The 18243-nt window shown below is 60.1% G+C and carries 13 protein-coding genes and 1 pseudogene; 5 read left to right on the forward strand and 9 right to left on the reverse strand.

What is annotated here, in order from left to right; all coding sequences use genetic code 11:
• Positions 1 to 53 precede the first annotated feature (53 nt).
• Positions 54 to 2033, reverse strand: a complete 1980-nt coding sequence (locus AC1DDO_RS14720; protein WP_476868246.1) for an APC family permease — start codon at positions 2031 to 2033, stop codon at positions 54 to 56.
• A gap of 597 nt (positions 2034 to 2630) precedes the next feature.
• Here AC1DDO_RS14720 and AC1DDO_RS14725 point away from each other — a divergent pair.
• Positions 2631 to 2789: a hypothetical protein gene (locus AC1DDO_RS14725; RefSeq protein WP_476868245.1), complete on the forward strand. Its 159-nt coding sequence runs from the start codon at positions 2631 to 2633 to the stop codon at positions 2787 to 2789.
• A gap of 8 nt (positions 2790 to 2797) precedes the next feature.
• Positions 2798 to 2869, forward strand: coding sequence for a hypothetical protein (locus AC1DDO_RS14730; protein WP_476972174.1), 72 nt, complete (start codon positions 2798 to 2800; stop codon positions 2867 to 2869).
• Between the two features lie 628 nt (positions 2870 to 3497).
• On the opposite strand, the gene AC1DDO_RS14735 is transcribed toward AC1DDO_RS14730, so the two are convergent.
• From AC1DDO_RS14735 to AC1DDO_RS14750, 4 genes are all read right to left on the reverse strand, one after another.
• Positions 3498 to 4865 (reverse strand): DUF6414 family protein, encoded by a 1368-nt coding sequence (locus AC1DDO_RS14735; protein WP_476972166.1) that lies wholly within the window; start codon positions 4863 to 4865, stop codon positions 3498 to 3500.
• The gene (locus AC1DDO_RS14740; protein ID WP_476972167.1) at positions 4862 to 6088 is read right to left on the reverse strand and encodes an ATP-binding protein; all 1227 of its coding nucleotides are present in this window, start codon (positions 6086 to 6088) and stop codon (positions 4862 to 4864) included. The genes AC1DDO_RS14735 and AC1DDO_RS14740 overlap by 4 nt, the downstream gene beginning before the upstream one ends.
• Before the next feature lie 1309 nt (positions 6089 to 7397).
• On the reverse strand, positions 7398 to 8555 hold the full coding sequence (locus tag AC1DDO_RS14745; protein ID WP_476972168.1) for a DUF4238 domain-containing protein: 1158 nt from the start codon (positions 8553 to 8555) through the stop codon (positions 7398 to 7400).
• Positions 8556 to 8561: 6 nt separating this feature from the next.
• On the reverse strand, positions 8562 to 9461 hold the full coding sequence (locus AC1DDO_RS14750) for a TIGR02391 family protein (protein ID WP_476972169.1): 900 nt from the start codon (positions 9459 to 9461) through the stop codon (positions 8562 to 8564).
• Between the two features lie 1200 nt (positions 9462 to 10661).
• On the opposite strand from AC1DDO_RS14750, the gene AC1DDO_RS14755 reads away from it, so the two are divergent.
• The gene (locus tag AC1DDO_RS14755) at positions 10662 to 11696 is read left to right on the forward strand and encodes a DUF4192 domain-containing protein (RefSeq protein WP_476964299.1); all 1035 of its coding nucleotides are present in this window, start codon (positions 10662 to 10664) and stop codon (positions 11694 to 11696) included.
• Between the two features lie 170 nt (positions 11697 to 11866).
• The gene (locus AC1DDO_RS14760) at positions 11867 to 13105 is read left to right on the forward strand and encodes an IS256 family transposase (RefSeq protein WP_476972175.1); all 1239 of its coding nucleotides are present in this window, start codon (positions 11867 to 11869) and stop codon (positions 13103 to 13105) included.
• A 160-nt stretch (positions 13106 to 13265) separates the two neighbouring features.
• Here AC1DDO_RS14760 and AC1DDO_RS14765 read toward each other — a convergent pair whose 3' ends face one another.
• Positions 13266 to 13739 (reverse strand): SDR family NAD(P)-dependent oxidoreductase, encoded by a 474-nt coding sequence (locus tag AC1DDO_RS14765; RefSeq protein WP_476972176.1) that lies wholly within the window; start codon positions 13737 to 13739, stop codon positions 13266 to 13268.
• 243 nt (positions 13740 to 13982) lie between these two features.
• Between AC1DDO_RS14765 and AC1DDO_RS14770 the strand changes: the two are divergent.
• Positions 13983 to 14538, forward strand: a pseudogene (locus AC1DDO_RS14770) (recombinase family protein).
• Positions 14539 to 14738: 200 nt separating this feature from the next.
• Here AC1DDO_RS14770 and AC1DDO_RS14775 read toward each other — a convergent pair.
• The 3 genes from AC1DDO_RS14775 to AC1DDO_RS14785 all read right to left on the reverse strand — a co-directional run bounded on the left by AC1DDO_RS14775 (position 14739) and on the right by AC1DDO_RS14785 (position 18216).
• Positions 14739 to 15581, reverse strand: a complete 843-nt coding sequence (locus AC1DDO_RS14775; protein WP_476972170.1) for a winged helix-turn-helix transcriptional regulator — start codon at positions 15579 to 15581, stop codon at positions 14739 to 14741.
• A gap of 281 nt (positions 15582 to 15862) precedes the next feature.
• Complete coding sequence (gene purU / locus AC1DDO_RS14780; protein WP_476868242.1) at positions 15863 to 16723, reverse strand: formyltetrahydrofolate deformylase; 861 nt, start codon at positions 16721 to 16723, stop codon at positions 15863 to 15865.
• A 131-nt stretch (positions 16724 to 16854) separates the two neighbouring features.
• Complete coding sequence (locus AC1DDO_RS14785; protein ID WP_476946734.1) at positions 16855 to 18216, reverse strand: hypothetical protein; 1362 nt, start codon at positions 18214 to 18216, stop codon at positions 16855 to 16857.
• Between the last annotated feature and the right edge of the window lie 27 nt (positions 18217 to 18243).

Consider the following 18243-nt stretch of genomic DNA (forward strand, 5'->3'; position numbering starts at 1 on the left):
ATTCCCCGGCCACGCATCCCCACCGAATGACGGCAGTTAGCCTGGACAACCGCTTATCCGACGTGGATGCGTGGCCTGCGGGCGGGATCGGGTTCGTGTTTCCGCAGGATCTCGCGCACCACGGGCGGCGTGTCGCCGCGGCCCAGGAGGAGGTAGCGCATCAGGTGGGCCAAAGGGCTGCCTTCCGACCACTCGAAATAGGCGTGCGGAATGACCCCTGTGGTGTCCCGTAGTGCCAGGAGGATGGCGGCGATGGCGTTGGGCGCTGCCGGGCTTTCGGCGCGCAATATCCGGAAGCCGTTCACTTCGACCCCTTTGACGTCGAGCGCGCCGCCGAAGTTGGACGGATCGATGATGTCGATCTCGACAAAGATGATGTCCGCGGTTCCGGGGACTGCGTTCTGGCCGCGCTGGTCCTGTTCCTTCTCCGCGTATTCCTGAACGTCCCCGGCCTGGCGGCGGTTGGCGATCAGGTCCAGCGCGCCGTCATAGTCCAGAGAGTCCGCGATGAAGCGTCGGGCATTGTCGTCGAACCGGATCACGTCGGCCCGGAGCTCGGTCGTCCGTGCGACGCGGGAGACCAAGGAAATAGCCACAATGCCGAGGATGAAAAAGGTGGAGATGGTGAGTCCGTCCGGCTTTTCAATGATGTTGGCGACCAACGCGTAGAGCAGGATCAGGCAAAGCAGCGCGAAGGCGAGGGTTGCCCGGCGTTGCCGGCGCCGGTGGGCGGAGATGGTCACTGCGACTGAGCCGGAGACCATCATGGCCAGGACCCCGGTGGCGTATGCACCGGCCTGCGCGTTGACGTCGGCGTGGAAGGCAATGGTGATCAGGATGCAGACGGCCGTGTAGACGAGCACCACGGGCCGGACCGCCCGGCCCCATTCGGGGGCCATACCGTAAGAGGGAAGGTAACGCGGAACGATGTTGATCAGCCCTGCCATGGCGGAGGCACCGGCGAACCAGAGGATCAGGATGCTGCTGACGTCATAGACGGTCCCGAAGGTGCTGCCCAGCATCTCGTGGGCGAGATACGCCAGGGCGCGTCCGTTGGCCTGGCCTCCGGGCTCAAACTCTTGTGCGGGGATCAGCACCGTGGTGACGAAACTGCTGCCAAGGAGGTACACGCTCATGATGGCCGCCGCTGCCGTCAGCAGCTTACGGGTGTTCTTGATCCGGGAGGCGAGGCGTTCCTCAGGGGTCTTGCCTTGGGCCGCGACCAGCGGCATCATGCTGACGCCGGTCTCGAAGCCGGACAGCCCAAGGACGAGCAGCGGGAAGGCAATCAACGCCGGTCCCAGGATGGCTCCGGGGCCACCCAGTGCGGACAGGTCCCCGGTCCAGGCCGCCAGGGCGGCAGGGTCATTGACCACCCTGATCAATCCGGCACCGATGACAACGGCGTTCAGGAACAGGAACACGGCCACCAGGGGGATGGCAACTACTACGGCCTCGCTGAAGCCGAGAAGGAAGACACCGCCCAAAATCAACAGCAGCGCCACCGTGATTGGCACGGCCTGACCGTGCAGAAAACCGGGCAGGTACGGATTTTCCAGCATGTGCACCGTGGCATCCGCCGAAGAGAGGGTGATGGTGATGATCCAGGAGGTGGCCACGAACCCGAGCAGGATCAGGACGAAAATTTTTCCGCGCCAGAACGGCAGGAGATGTTCCAGCATCGCCACCGACCCCTGGCCGTGCGGGCTCTCTTCGGCGACCCTGCGATACATCGGCAGCATACCCAGGAGAGTGAGGGCCACAATCAGCAGCGTGGCGAGCGGTGACAACGCCCCGGCCGCCAAGGCAGCTATCGCCGGAAGGTAAGACAGCGTGGAGAAGTAATCCACCCCTGTCAGGCACATGACCTTCCACCAGGCCTGGGGGCGGCCCTGGTCCTCATGCGCTTCGGGTCCGACGACGGGCTGGACCCGGTCCTCCAGCAGCCATTTAGTCAACCTGCTACTGGTCCGCGTCTCCGGTCCCTGCCTCCTGACTTCCGCCGGAATGGCGTCACGACCTGTACCGCTCATGTGCCTCTTCCCCATTCCACTACTGGGTCCACGGCTCCAACATCCCACAAACGCCGTCCGCAACATAGCTGCCGCCGTACAACCAGGAGCCCAAGGACCGCGGCGGTGGGCCAGTGGCAAGGACCTCGAAGTCCCGTTTCCCGCAGCCGGCGGCAATCCAGATCGTCGGGTAGACCCCGTAAGACGCCCTCTGGCCAAGGCTGCGCATCGATCAGCGTCCGGATCGCAGACTCTTCCGGCCTGAAATGTTGGTCTCGGCGGGGCCGGTCTGGGAGGTTTCCCCTCAAGCCGGGCAGCGCTTGTTGAGAGGCGCCGGGTTCCCGGCCGCGAGCCGTCTGCGGGTCACGGAGCGTGCCCTTCTTCGCGCTCAATGGATCTTCATCGAAGCGTACCCATGCGCAATAGGCGGGCTGCTTAGCCCATGCTGTTCCGAGGCTGGCGGTCTATCTGTCCGCACTTTGTGTCGAAACGATCGATCCTGAGACAACACCGCGGGGCCCTCACTGGCGCTGCGAGAATCCGATACAGATACTGGAAACCTGGATTCGCGTATAGCCGGCCCGAAACTGTCCCGCTCAGGTTGGACAATCCAGACAGTTGCACCTGGCCGCGCAAATCATCGGCTACGCCCGGGTCTCCCCCAACGAACAAGACCTGGCAAAGCAGCTCAATCCGCTTACGGGTCTGGGCGTCCCCGAGGGCCTGATCAATGGTGACCGCGGCGTGACCGGAAGGAACGGGAACGGCCGGGACTGAACGAAGCCCTGGCGGCTGTCCGGGCCGGCGGTACCCTGGTCGTCACCGAACTCGATCGGTTCATCTCATCGAGGAATTGACGGAGTTTCCCAGGGGTTCCGGCTGCCGACAGAGATGACCATGAGGATTTGATCCCAAGCCACCGCAAGTCATGCAGTTCCAGTCGCTCCCGGCCATGAAGGGGTACACAGCAACACCGCTGTCCAGGTCCAGAGAAGGAGCCGCCAGACCGCAACGGCCGCCAACAAAAATGGGCCCCCGTAGGGGCCCATAAAGAAGATTTGTACACACTCAGCGGCTCACAAGCCCCTGAACAGGGAAAACATGTGCCCGAGGTGGGACTCGAACTGCATTCCCGCCCTTGCAAACACGGGGAAGCCGCAAAGACACCCGGTATCCCAGGCAGTTCGGGGGCTGTACGACCCGGACCGAGGAGAAATCTGTTGACATTGTCAACACCTCTTCCTGCGAGATCTTGAGCAACTCCGTTCGACTTCCCGGGCATGGATCCCCGATGTAAGTCCCGCGGTGGACGACCTCCGGACATTGCAGGAGCCCGAGGCGTCAATAGCCCGATGCGACCCCGACGCTGGACCGCGCAGCAACGCTTGAGTAAACGGTCCAGAGCGGCTACTGCAATGTTTCCCGCACATACCGTGGCGGGGCTATCTGCGGCCTATCCACGGCTCCCTTGATCTCGCGTTCGACCTACCAGTAGATGGCGACGACATCGACGTCGAGGAGGCGCGGCTCATCTGCTGAGTCAGTAGTTGCCTGGGCTGACGCCGTTGTAGTTTCGGCCGAAGTTAGCGCTGGGAACAGTGACAGTCCGGCCTCCTGCCGGGCCGCGTCACGTAGCAAGAGAGCGCGAGCGGGCTCGGGACGATACGCGAACAACTCCTCCAATGCGTCTGTTATCGCGCCGAACGCGGCTCGTTGCCCTGACACCGCTGTAGCGTTCGGCTTCAGTTTTGCGATAAGCAGCTCAATTGCGGCTGCCTGGTCGTCTGTCGGTTGCTTTTCGATGTCGGCTAGAACCGCCTCGGAATAGGCGCGAAGAGCTGCCCCGAGCCGAACTTCGTTGACGTTCTCCGCACGGCCCATACCGGCCGCACCGAACGGGCCTTGGCCGGCCGCGTTGATCTTTTCAACCAAGTCAGGTGTGACTGAGCGGAAGAGATCGGCCAACTTCACCGGCGTCCAACTGTCATGTAGCCCCGGCCTAGAGACACGGCAGAGCATTGTGAACTCTGCCTCGGAGAACAGGACTCGACGAATATCCTTCCAGTAGGCGAGGTGCTCCGTGACCCCGACGACCTGGAGCGGCTTGGTCGCGAGATTGAGTCCTTGAATTAGCTCCTTATGAGCGACGTACTCAGTCCCGTCGAGTTCGACGACTACATAATCAACCACAGTTGCGCGGATCGGGATGAGCCCAGCGAGTAACCTCTGGAGGATCTTGTTGATTGGCTGCACTTCGCTCAGGGAAGCAAGTCCATTCCCTGCCGTAAACATCTCCGGATGGTCTTCGGCCATGCCGGAGATCTCGGAGACCATCGTCCCAAGGTGAAAGACAGGGTCGGCGGACAAGCGGACACGATATTCGACGAGCGCACCGCGCTGCAGTTCATCAGCTGCAGCGAACAGGGATGGTTCTCCGACGCCTTTGAGGGCCGCCAAGTCCTTGGCGGCTGTCGACGACTTCACTAGCTCGATGAGCCGCAGACCCTTGATTTCATGAAGCTCTCGGAACCATGACTGTACGTTGGCTTTACGGGAGGTCTGAATCGTGCTGCTGTTGCTGGTCTGATACCGAGATTCAAGTTCGGCTTTTGCGAGGAGGGGCGAATTCACCCCAACCGTACCCACGAGGGCTGCTTCGCGTGCGTCCGTGGCCTGTTCGGAGGTTGAATCAGTGACGCCGCCTTTCTGTGATGAAAGCAAGCTGCGAAGGCTCACCTCGTCCAGGTAGACAAACTCGCGCAAGTCCGGTTTGTCTGGAGCGACGACATTGCTTTCCGGTTCGACAGCGACTGGCTGGTCCCAAAGTCGTCGCCACCATTTCGGCCCGCTCACGCCGCGACCTCAATTCCAGTGACGCGTCGCGGCCTCAGAGCCACGCGTTCAAAGGCCTGGGCAACGTCCTCGGCCGCAAGCACCTCTCGTGAGTCGCCGGCGGCCAAGAGTGCCGCTTCTGTCCAGATCGATGTCAGGTCGGCCGCCGACCAACCTTCGGACAGTGCCGCTATGTCCTCGAGTGGAAGCTCGCCCGAAGTCCTCAGTTGGCTGGCACGAACCTTGAGAATCTCATAGCGGTCTGCGACGGTCGGAAGACCGAACTCGATCTCCCAGTCAAACCGACCGGGGCGAGTTAAGGCCGGGTCGAGCGCGTCGGCTCGGTTGGTTGCCGCTATGACGACCACGCTTTTGCCCTTATCGTCGAAGCCATCCATGAGCGTCAGAAGCTGGGCCACCAGACGCTTCGAAGCCTCGTGCGACTCGCCGGTCCGTTTTTCCGCAATACTGTCAATCTCGTCGAAGAAGATGATGGCCCTGCCGCTCCTTGCATTCGCCGCTGCATCGAAGATCCGTCGCAGCGTGTCCTCAGTGTCTCCAACAAACTTGCTTACAATCGACGGCCCACTGATGAGGTAAAACTCGGCCTTTGACTCGCGTGCAATGATTCGGGCCAAATGAGTCTTTCCGGTACCCGGAGGACCGGTGAATAGAATACCTTTGACCGGTCTCGCCCCGATGGCGTCCAGTTGTTCGCGACGCTCAAGTTGGGTCTCGATTAGTTCCTCGGCACGCGCGATGACTTCTGGGTAGCCGCCGAAGTCTTGGAACGTGGGTCCTTCGTCTGCTTTGTCAACAAGGTATTCGGCTTCGACGTTCTCATTCTCATTGCCGAAGATGCCGCTCCTGATGGGACGCTCTGATACGACGGAAAGCACACCTTGCGCATCATTCAACTCCACCATATTGCCCGCAGCGAGTTCCAGTGCAGTGGGATTCGTTACCCTCTGGAAGCCAACGCCGCTGTCCACAAGCACGGAGCCGTCATCAAGGACTCGCCTGACCGTTGTAATCTGGTTTGCCTGATGCCAAAGGTCGTGGGGGGCAAACTCCCAGTCATTCTGGCCGACCAACAATACGTCGCCGACCTCAACGTTTTGCGTGTTCTGCAGACCAGAAACGCGTCCGACGTTCCCGTTCTGAGTCTGGAAATGGATAGTCGCATCGTCGGCGTCTACACGAAGCACCTTGAATAGCTGGCCTATCAGGCGGGGTCCATTCATGACCATAGCTCGTCGGCGAGGGCGCCGTTTTCTTTGTTACTAGCGGTATGTGGGGTCATGCTGCCATTCGTCTCATTCGCGCGCTTGGGTACGTCCAGGTCGATGTTTCACGGTACTCGAGGATATGGGCGGCCTGCGACATCGCAGCGTGTCGTCTCAGGAATAAGGCCAATCGGGATCGCGACCACTGGCAGAGCCGTCCGGAACACCCGGAAGCCCGATAGTTGGTGAAAGACAAGCCAGGCGCTTTTTTCGCGGCCCACCGCGGGCAAAGCGTCGACCCGCATCAGATTCAAGGTAACCACTGTCGGTGCTCTAGCATCAGACTGGAATTGAGAGGCGGGAAATGCATTGGAAAAAGAGACAGCGTTCTGGGAAGCGGTGGTGACCTTAGCCCCACTGCTTGCTCTTACACTCGTGGTGGAACTCAGAACCAACAGGTGGCCGCAATTCCACGCGTTCATCCGCAACACGCTTATCACATACATGTTTATTTGTCTGGCATGCTTGTTCGCTTCCACGATTACCGCCATACATGTGCTGAAGGACTGGGGTGAGTCATCCAGTAACACTGACCAAAATGCAGACTTTGCAATCCTCTCGATTACGACCGCTGCCTTCGGTGCAGTTATGTGGCCGGTCTACAACGCCCTCTTCATCGCACAAGGCAGTGGAGTGCTAAAAGTTAGGAAGGCCCGCCGTGCCAGCAAAATACGACGTAAGGCATATCGGACGAAGCTGTCCGTCCTACAAAGTGTTAAGCATGAGAAAGCCCTCGAAGCTTGCGAACGCATTCTCATGAATCCGGACGGCGTCTTTCGAACCACTCCCAGCGGGACCTGCATAAACATCATTGACCGGGAGGTAATTCAACTACGTGAAGCGCACAAACAAGCCCACGCCTCCTTCAAAAGGACGAAGAAGGCATACCGCTGGTGGAGTAAAGCGAACCGTCTTCGGCTGAGACGGATGGACCGTAACCACGGCGTTATGTACCGAGCGAATAGACTCCGACGGGAAGGTTTCTAGAGAAGTAGGCTCGCAGCTAAAACCAAACGCGGGCACCAGGAGTCGCCGCCCGAGAGATCTTGTAGGAGCGCCGGAGATCGGACATTTGGAGCTGGTGCGTCGGAGCCAGCAGCTGTGCGCTCAAACGAAGGAGAGAAAGCTGCCTAGCGGCTTATCATTCCGCTCTGACTACCATCGCTTTTCCCGCATCGTGGGCGGCCCTTGGAAGCCTCGCCACGCGAAGGTGGGTGGGCGAGACTTCCGCGCGACGCCCACCCCTCTACGCGCGCGACGACTACTACTAACTCCAACTGTCGATTATCTTCTGTTCCTCAGCAGTCGGACGAGGAGCCGGCGGCACATGTTCCGGCCACCACCGATTGACCACACGCACAGGTGCGTCGGGCTGGTCCTCCCACCGCCGGGGCGTCCAGAACCGAAATAGCGATTCATCCGACTTGGGTAAGTCGATCAACTGAGACCGAATGCTCGCTGGCTCCGGCGGAAGGTACAGGCGCTCCGCCATGCGGTCTCCGGCAGTAGCGATCGCAAAGCTATGCGCATTCGCGAGGATCGAGCTGTTGAGGTCGATCGTCTCGATCGCTGTAAGCATCGATCCCGGCTCCAAGGGAGGTTCCAAATCACGTCGGTACAATGCGAGCACCGAGTGTGGTCCGAGAGGAAAGGCCAAAATTGGTGTGCCCCCCACTCCGCCCGGTATCGCTGGCTTGGCCATGTTCTCGTGCAGCTCAACGACAGGCTCGTCACAAGTAATAAGAGCCCGTCGAGTCCCGTATAGGGTCACATGGCGTGTCATCAGGCTGCCCGCGATATGCGTCGCTGTTCTTGCTGAAGACTCAAGGTCTTCTTTCCGCGGAAGCGGCAGCTGTGACGGATCGGCCCGGAAGCGTTCGACATTTGTAACTAGCTCTTCGAGACCGCTGGAAGAAAACGACCGGCCAGCAGCCGACAGCTCATGGGCGATACGTTTGGGTCCGTCGGTTTCCAGGAGCCGGGCCATCTGCTCGACAAACATTGCACGACGACGCAGACGCGCAAAACGGCCGCGGGTCATCTGCACAGCCAGAAACAAACAGAGCCATTGATGAGCTTCATCGTCCATGGCCCCAGGACCGCCAGCATCGATGCTCGCAATGGATGCTGCCGCTTTCCCCTCAACCTCCGAAAGCCATGCTTCCCAATAGACCGGAGATGTCTCATCGTTCGGCTCATCGAGTCGGTAGAAGTCCGTTTCCAATGCGGCCTGAGCGGGAGAAAGCTCGTAGGCGTTCCGCCCGCGCACAAGGTCAACGACTCTCACGCGCCCATCACCAGCCCAACGTTCAAGGTAGAACCGGGGAACAAGATGATGGCGCCTTGGCTCCTGCCTCGCCGCTGTCATTGCAGTGGCCCGCGCAGCTGCTGTAGCCCAGAGGTCATACGTTGGTTCCGATTGCATGCCGATCTAGCCGATCGATACCTGATCGAATTCGCCTAAGGGGCTGGGCAACACCTGCTTGGCTTCGGAGGCGGTCACGCCATCGACGGATACAACCACGCACCGGTCCACGAACTTGGCAAGAACGCTCAGTGTGGCGAGCTGCTCGAGCCCGTCTTGCTCGGTGAAGTCGTCCGCGACGTGCGTCGCCGGGTTCCGGATCACCATGTTGACTCCCGGGGCGAAACTGAGCAGACCGGCCTGCATCGTTTTGACGTCCTGGTCGTCCGAATCGCCTTGCCAGCGCAGTCGGGGTTTACCCTCCTGAGGGTCAGCGGTGGCGAACGCCTGCTGCCACAAAGAAGTGTCACTCGCATTGTTCCGGCCGGTGAGCTGCTTCATCTGGCCGTTGACGGCCTCTGCGGCGGCCGCGATTGCTTGACGGAGGTGGCCGTCGTTCCAGAGACGCTGAGCAGCAGCCCACACCAAGGGGTGCAGGAGGGAAGGGTCAACGGTCGGCGACGAGAGCGCCTTGGCCTTCGCCTTGAGACCCTCCAGCCTGCCTGCCGCCTGGAGACAGCAGCCCCTGACGACAGGGGCGTCTAACAGCGGCTTCGGCTCGAGCATCCGCTGCCAATTCACGAAGGGGTCGAGCACCCCTGCTCCCTGGACTGCGATTCGGACGCCAGTGACGCTGCTGAGATCCATCAGGGCACCGGCTAGGCGGTTCAGTTCATCAGTGAGAACTCGGACGCGTGCCTTGTCGGAGCCGTCCTTCAACAGGACAGCCGGAGCCATCCCCACGGCCATACCCCCAAAGCCAGAGTTTTCGATGTGGTGAGTCATGAACTCCTCGAACGTCTTTGAGAACTCGCCAAGCCGCTTCGCCAGAAAGTCCAAGTACTCGCTATTCGTCCTGATGTCCATGTCTCCCCCTGATTTATTCGTGGCATTCGCACCCGAGGACACCTACCACCGAAAGTCGATCACCTGCCACAAGTCTGTCTGACTGGCGCCGACTTTCACGAACTGATTGCCCCTCGTGGCGTACTCAGGGACGGTTGACCGTGAACGGCGAGCCTCAACACGGTTCACGGCCGATAGCCGCGACGTCACTTTGATGCTGCGGCACTCAAATGACGGCGCATTTCAGCATATCGGCATACCTCACGGGCGGCACATCTACTGGTCGTATCGGGCTCCTTGGGAGCCAAAGGTGGGCCAAGCACGAACCCGTCACGGGTCTCGGGCTTCCCGGTGGCTAAAGAACCAACCATCCACGGCCGGATACGCTAAACCCGGAGAAGTGTCAAGATTTGTCAACAGTAAAAGACCAAAAAGCCTCTGACCTGCGGAAACACTGTGCCCGAGGTGGGACTCGAACTGCATTCCCGCCCTTGCGAACACTGGAAACTCTAGGAACATGCGGAATTCGAAGCAGTCCGAGGGCTGTTCGACCCAGTCAGGGGCGAAGGGTGTTGACATTGTCAACAGGCTGGTTTTCACCGCTTGAAACTTCTTCGGACAACGGGTCGGCTACAACCGAGAGGGCGGTCGCCGTCGATCCTAACAGGGGCCTAGCCAGAGAGCCCGACCGCCGGAACTGATATGAGCGCAGGAATACGGGAGCTATTCCGGTCCGCAGTGCGTTCCCGTGGACGCGTTCGATCGCCTTTGCTAAATGTCTCCGTCATCGGCGCATTAGTTGCCGTTTTCTCTGCTTTGGGCGTCATCAGACGCACACAATTTAGGGCTTCTTATCGGACCCGTTGACCTGCACGGCGAGCGCCCGACTTCACGTACTTGAGGGCCGGCCAGGAGTCATGCAGTCTGCCGATTGCCCGGCGATGGATAAGCAAACGCATCACCTCTGCCTGTCATTCTGCTATGTCCCATGATCGCTGGGCGGTTCCTCCGCGCAACCGGGGCGCTACTGCGCCGACCCCGGGCGACCGAAAACTTCCAGAACGAAGGACACACGCTCCACCAGGAAGTTTTCGGCCCCCAGGGCCGGTCCCCCAAGTTGCACTCCGGCCCCTCAGCCCAGCGGATGGTCCCCTACCAGAACGGCACCCACGACCAACCGCAGAAAACACAACAACGCACGGGTAAGGGGAATTACGGATCATGGAAAAGCTCACCATCAAAACACCATCAGATGTCCTCAGCTTCATCGGGCACACCCTCGGCTTCTGGCCCCAGGAAAGCCTTGTCTGCATCACCCTGAACGACAACAGCATCGGCGCAACCCTCCGCATCGACCTCCCCCGCCAGACGGGCCAGGAACTCGCCTATGCACGCACCGTCGCCCACTACCTCACCAGCGACACCACCGCCGCGTCCATCCTCTTTGCCGTCTACACCAGCGAACCCTGTAGGCTCGGGTCAGCCAAACCCCACGCCGCCACCATCGCCGCACTCACCGGGGTCCTCGCAGAACAAGGCATCACAATCCGGGACGGACTCTTGGTCGGAGACACAGCTTTCTCCCCGTACGACGGCGAACCAGGCACCAGCCTCGCCCTACCCGTCAGCTCCACCCAAACCAGCGCCATCAACGCAGAATTCATCTACCGCGGCAGCTTCATCGAACCCACCGATCGCATAACCCTCCCAACCACCAGCCAGGCAGAAGCCAAGGCCACCGCCGTCGAACACCACATGGAAGCCATCAGGTCCCAACAGTCTGAGACGGCGCTGCAGGAAGGCAGGAGGCTCTGGGCCGACATGCTCGATTCCAAGACTTTCCCGAGCGACGACGACTGCCACGCCCTGGTTGCAAACCTGCAGTTCCCCACTATCCGCGACCGACTCATCGCAGACATCCCAGGCGTGGACGAACCCATGCAGCACGTCCTGTTCGCCCAGACCGACACAGCCCCACAATGGTCACGCATCGAATGGGCCCAGCAACTACTCCTCCACGCCTACACCCGCACCAGCGCAGAACACGCAGCACCCGTCCTCACCGCCATCGGCTACATCAACTGGTGGGAAGGCAAAGGCAGCAAAGCCCACCAATTCCTCCAACTAGCCCTCGACACCGACCCCGCCTACCGCCTCGCCCGCCTCAGCGACCAAATGATCGGCTCCGGCCTCGTCGCCGGCTGGAACATGAACCGGGAAACTGCATATAAAACACTGCCCTTTGACATGACATGAGTCAAAAGGCCAAACCCGGATTCCAAAACGGGTCCTCCACTCCGCAGCCGACTGTTGAAGCCCGTGGTGCCGTATCCGAGCCGCAGGGAGTGTCTGAATAACGGTTGATCCGGGATTGGCCTGACACGCCGGGCGGTGCCTGGCGGGGAGGACTGATCATGAGCGGAACCATGGATCCCATGGCGACTGAATTGGATCAGCAAGAGTTAGCGCAGCAGCTCCTGGCGCAGGCCAAAGAGCAGGGAATCGAGCTCGTCGGCCCGGACGGGCTGTTGAACCGGTTGACGAAAAACGTCCTGGAAACCGCGCTGGAAGCGGAGATGGACGAGCACCTCGGATACGGCAAACACGACGTGTCCGGCCGCGGGAGCGGGAACTCCCGCAACGGCACCCGCACCAAGACCGTGCTGACCGAGATCGGGCCGGTGGAAATCGACGTGCCGCGGGACACGGGGGCGACGTTCGATCCTCAGATCGTCAGGAAACGGCAGCGCCGGCTGACGGGCGTGGACGAGATCGTGTTGTCGCTGAGCGCGAAGGGCCTCACGACCGGGGAAATCGCGGCGCACTTCGCCGAAGTGTTCGGCGCCAGGGTCTCAAAAGACACCATCTCCAGGATCACCGAGAAGGTCATCGGCGAGATGACCGAGTGGCAGAACCGGCCCCTGGACCGGGTCTACCCGGTGGTGTTCATCGACGCGATCCACGTCAAGGTCCGCGACGGGCAGGTCACGAACCGGCCGGTCTATGTCGCGATCGGTGTCAGCGTTAACGGCGAACGCGACATCCTCGGGCTGTGGGCCGGGGACGGCGGGGAGGGTGCGAAGTTCTGGCTCTCGGTGCTGACCGAGATCAAGAACCGGGGCGTGGAGGATGTCTGCATCACGGTCTGCGACGGGCTCAAGGGCCTGCCGGAGGCCATCAACACCGTCTGGGACCTCGCCGTGGTCCAGACCTGCATCGTGCACCTGATCCGCAACACGTTCCGGTATGCCGCCCGGCAGTACTGGGACGAAATGTCCCGTGACCTGCGCCCGGTCTACACGGCCCCGTCCGAGGCCGCGGCGAAGGAACGCTTCGTCGAGTTCTCGGCCAAGTGGGGCAGGCAGTACCCGGCGATCACCCGGCTGTGGGAGAACGCCTGGAGCGAGTTCGTGCCCTTCCTGGACTACGACGTGGAAATCCGGCGGGTCATCTGCAGCACCAACGCCATCGAATCCGTCAACGCCCGCTACCGGCGCGCGGTCCGGGCCAGGGGCCATTTCCCCACCGAGCAGGCGGCCCTGAAATGCCTCTACCTGGCCACCCGGGCACTGGACCCCACCGGCAAAGGCAGGGCACGATGGGCCACACGATGGAAGCCGGCACTGAACGCCTTCGCCATCACCTTCGACGGAAGAATCAACTAAATGCCAACCGCGGATCCACCGTTAAACGGACACTCCCGAGCCGCAGATCACCTGACGCATGTCAGGGCGTTTTTGGTTGACGGAAGATCCACTATCGACTCTTCTGAACGAGCGGGGATTGCACCAGAACAGGGGCTGAGGTCGTGGTGGAAGGTTGCGCTCAGATAGTTTGCCCTGCGTCGGCTAGGAGGGTGCTTCCGGTCATGATGGTGGACAGATCGCTCGCGCAGAAGAGGACAATCCGCGCGATGTCGTCCGGGGTCCCGACGCGGCCGATGAGGCTGTTGGTCATCACCGCCATGGTCTGGCTCGATTCTTCCGTTGACGGGTGCCCCGCCGCGACGGCCATGTTGCCTTCGGTGGGTACAAAGGTGGGTGCGACGCCGAGGACACGGATTCCGAGGGGTGCGAATTCGAGCGCCATCTGCTTCGTCATGCCGCGGACGGCGTGCTTGGATCCGACGTAGGCCGAGAGGCCTGGGGCTGTCCCTGTGAATCCGGCAGTGGAGACGATGTTGATGATAACCCCGCCGCGGTTGCCGCCGGCCATGCGCCGTGCGGCTTCGCGGGATCCGTTGAAGCCGAAAGCTCGTCCCTTCGATATCCAGCCACTGTGGACGAATTCACCGAGGATAAGACTGTCCTATGGATAACCATCGGAAGTGCACGCCGCGCCTTCGACTATCGCGAAGGGGTCGTCGTAGTGCCTGCCTGACATAGGCCGTACCCGTGGAACACGCAACTTCGCCGCAAATCTACGGATGTCTCTGACGTCAGGTTGGTACACGCCAACCTGACAAAATTCGAGGCTAATCTTGACTTCTTTCTGAGACGAGCCTAGAACTCAACCTGCCGGGTTCAGGGTTGGAGGCAATCGGTGGCCGGACAGCGGATCGGGTACGTGCGCGTCAGCAGTGGACCAGAACGAGAAACGCCCGCTCGAAGGCCAGGTTCTGGACCGGATCTTCACTGACAAAGCCTCCGGCCGGGTCACGGCCAGGCCCCAGCTCACCGAGCTATTGCGGTTTGCCCGGGACGGGGACACCGTAGTGGTGCACAGCATGGACCGGCTCGCCCGCAACCTCGATGACCTACGTGGCCTCGTTCAAGGCCTCACCCGCAAAGGCGTACGGGTGGAGTTCGTCAAGGAGAGCCTGGTCTTCACCGGCGAGGACTCCCCCATGTCCAACCTCATGCTCTCCGTAATGGGAGCCTTCGCCGGCTCCCTCATCAGGGAACGTTAGCGGGAAGGCATCGCCCTGACCAAACAGCGCGGCGCCTACAAAGGGCGGAAAAAGACCCTCACTTCGGAACGGGCCGCGGAACTGGTCCAGCGCGCTGGCACTGGTGTTCCGAAAGCCCTCCTTGCCCGTGACTACGGGATCAGCAGGGAGACCGTCTACCAGTATGTGCGCCACGCCAAGCTGGAGTGAGCCGGCCTCGCTATGCCACATCGGGACTTCACCGGAGCTTGACGGAATCCTCATTATCGGCTCCTTAGAAGGGCAGGGGAAGGAGCTCCAGAAGGGGCTTCTGAACTATGCTTCTGCAGTTCCGGTTCGGACCATCAGACGGGGGCCGCAACGAGATGTCCCTCGTTGGGTAGAGCCTGCTGTTATGTCATCAAGCGACTCTAAGCTTCGACTGGTAATTCCCCGAATGCTGCGTTGGAAGCTTCAATTTCCGCGGCGTGTTGGTCTATCCAATCGATAAGCGACAGGAGCCTGTCGGATAAACCTCGGCCAAGGACGGTCAATGAGTACTCCACGTGCCTACGTTCGTCGTCGATAACATCGCGTGCGATAAGGCCGTCTCGCTCTAGCATTCTGAGGTTGAGTGTGAGCATTCGTTGTGAAATGGGATGAGACGGATCTAGGGCCGCTAGCAATTTCCGCAGTGTAGAAGGACGGTAAGGACCTGTGCGAGTTATCATCAAAAGCCAGTTGCGCCAATAATTGCCTACATGGTCCACCACGCTCACGATGGGATTGCTGCGGGTAGAATCGTAACGGGCAAGTTGGCGGCAGAAATATCTGAAGTTCTCGGCTTCGGTTGGATTAAGATGGCCCTCCCCCAGGGAGATCAGAACCTCTCGAACTCGCGACAGAGCGGGGGCGCCCCACGTTTCTTCGCCATTCGCTGACGGCATTATGCGGATGGTGTCGTTCCCGGAGCTTTCGGCCGCTTGCTGATCCGGTCCAGGCACTGACTGCCGTAGTGGTGACATGTCATAGGTAGTCACCATCTGGGTGAACACCGTCGCTGGAACACGGCCGGGAAACGTGCCCGGTCGGTCCTCCGCCTTCTCCCAGCCTAGGCGAAGTAGATAACTCCCGGGCTCATTTACACTTTGAAAGAGCTCTGCCGTTTGACATTTGGCAGACGCGAGCAGCAGGGGTCTGGTCGCGGCGAAGGAAGTATCTACATTGCCTAAGTTTTCATGGCGGACGTGAAATTCAACGTTTTCATAAATCATTGTCGCCTCTCAGCAAGGAGTCAGTCCCGTCGAGGATGCCTGCCACGCGCCCATTTAAGGAATCTCCCTACTCGTCTAGGGGACTATGTGCGCGGTCGTAACCAGGAAGCGTTGGCTTTACCACTTTGTTTCCCGCTCCCCAACATCGCCAGGGCTTTAAGTTCCAGTTAACTTCGGTCCCAGGAGTGTGCCGAAAATTAATTAGCGACACACTCCTCGGGAACTCAGTCATTTGATTGGCGCGAATTTCGTTCGTTCTGTCCGCACGAAGGCTATCGGGATCAGAAGACCACGGTGTGGTTACCATGCCGGAGTATGCGGTCGTCGCAGTGCCATGCGACAGCCCTGGTGAGCACACGCCGTTCGACGTCAGCGCCCTTTCTCATCAGCTCTTGAGCGGAATCCGCATGGTCAACACGGATAGCGTCCTGCTCGATGATGGGTCCCTCATCGAGATCAGCCGTGACGTAGTGCGCAGTTGCACCGATCATCTTCACTCCCCGGTCTTTCGCCTTCTGATAGGGTCCTGCCCCGATGAAGGCCGGAAGGAAGGAATGATGAATGTTGATCAGCGGGACTCCGACTTCTTGAAGAAAATTGTCGGAGATGATCTGCATGTACCGGGCTAGCACTATGAGGTCGACGTTTCCGCGAAGTAGTTCCAGTTGCGTCCGCTCCATGGCGCTCTTATCCTGGGCGTTCGAAGGAACGTGCACAAATGGGATCCCGAAGTAGCGAACGTCCTCGGCAAGGTCTGAGTGGTTCGAGATAACCATCGCAATGTCAATCTGGAGTTCACCTCGTCGTTGCTTCCACAGCAGGTCAAGGAGGCAATGGTCGGTCTTGGATACGAAAATCGCGACGCGTTTTCGTTGTGCGGCGCTGGTCAGCTGCCATTCCGCGGTGTAGGGCGCCTCAATTTTCGCTTGTATCTGTTCCTCCAGCTCGGCGCGCCTGGCGCCGAAGTGTTCCAGGTGGAACTCGGTGCGTTGGAAGAATACTCCGCCGGTCGGGTCGGTGGAGTGCTGGTCCAGGGAGACGATGTTCGCCCCGAAGTCCGACAGGATACTGCTGACGGCGCTGACTATTCCAGGTCGATCGGGGCACTGTATCAGGAGACGTCCAACCGTCTCCTTTTTCACGAAAGTTGCGTCAGACGTTGATCGGGCCTCGGGCTGGCGACTGATGGGCAAGGTTTTCATTGTTTTGCTCTTACCTTCTGTGCAGCGGGTAACTGCTAGGGTTTGTTGTTTGGAAGCCGGGGTACCTTGTTCTACTCATGGACAGGCACGCTGGCCGGAATTGCGTCGATGTCGTAGTCCTTGTTGGTCGGCAGGTCGAGGTATGGGAAGCGTTCGACCGTTGCACGGATGGGTTTGATCCGGGATCCGTGGTCGCCCCAGTGCACGATGACTTCATTGCCGATGTGTGCTTGGTCAAGGTCCAGGGTCGTGTGCGAGATCATTTCGCGGTAGTAGTACGAATAGACTGCCAGCGATGAGACTCCCACGGGCTTACCGTCTTTGGTGACGAGGTCAGCGTGCCCCCCTGCGGGGGATTGGGGTGTTGTTGGGAACTCGAAGTGTTTGTACTCTTCCCCGACCTCAAATTGGGAGGCGAAAACATCGAGGATATCTTCTTTGTTCCACTTGAGCACCACGGTTTTGCGCTGGGGATTCGCCGACTCGGCCTCCAAGGCTTCACGGCCGATGAAATCGTGATCGAACTTGGCCATCCAGCCCCAGTTCACTTCATATGGAGTCCTCAGCCGCGCCCTCATATCCAAAGGACTGAGGCTGCCTGGCAGACCTCCGGGGGTATTTGAAACCGGTGTTCCGGCACCGAATACGGGGTGGGCGATAAATGCGGGATCGGCATAGGCGGCCGGTAAGAAGGTGCACCCTTGCTGTGGGAACCCTCCTTCTGTGTGGTTGACGACGTAGGTCCGCCAGCCAAGGCGCTTGAGTCCGAAATCCTTACCCGCTTGGTAGACGGCGTCGAAGATGGCCGGGCCGTGCTCGAGTGGGCCCCTCAATTCATAGGCAAGGGTGCCGGACATTCCGATTCGAGACAGCTCGATTTCCACGGCCTCATCTATGCCAGGGACGCTGACTTTTTTGACGTCCAGAAAGTTGAGGCTTCGTACCTGGTCGCCCAGAAGCCGTTCCAGAACCTGCAGCGACGTGGGGCCGGCAACTTGGAACAGGAAGATGTTCCTGAGGCTGATATCGACGTCGATACCCAGATCAGGAGCCTTGAACATGGGCCAGGGCATGGAAGCGAATTGGCGGAAGGACTCCTCGCTGTCCCGGACTGTGAGGGCGTGATTGGCGATGCATCCGTTTTCATCGAGCATGACAAGGTGCTTTGAGGTGCCGATCGGCCACTTGTACACGTTGTTGATGCTGAGGCGTGAAAGGAACTCCTGGGCGTGGGGGCCACTGAAAGTGATTTCGGGGAGGCCGCTGAGGTTGGATGCAATGTAGGCGCCCTTTTTCCATGACAGCGATTCAGCCTTCCACCCGTCCCCTTCCCAGATGTGCAGGCTCCCCAGGACATTCAGATAGGTTGGAACGTCCGGGTATGCCGGCACGTCGTTGACGGCTACGCCTTGCGTTCCGTTGGTGTCTCCCATGATGAAACTTCTTTCTGTATTTTGAGC

The organism is Arthrobacter sp. 10N43, from assembly GCF_056394525.1.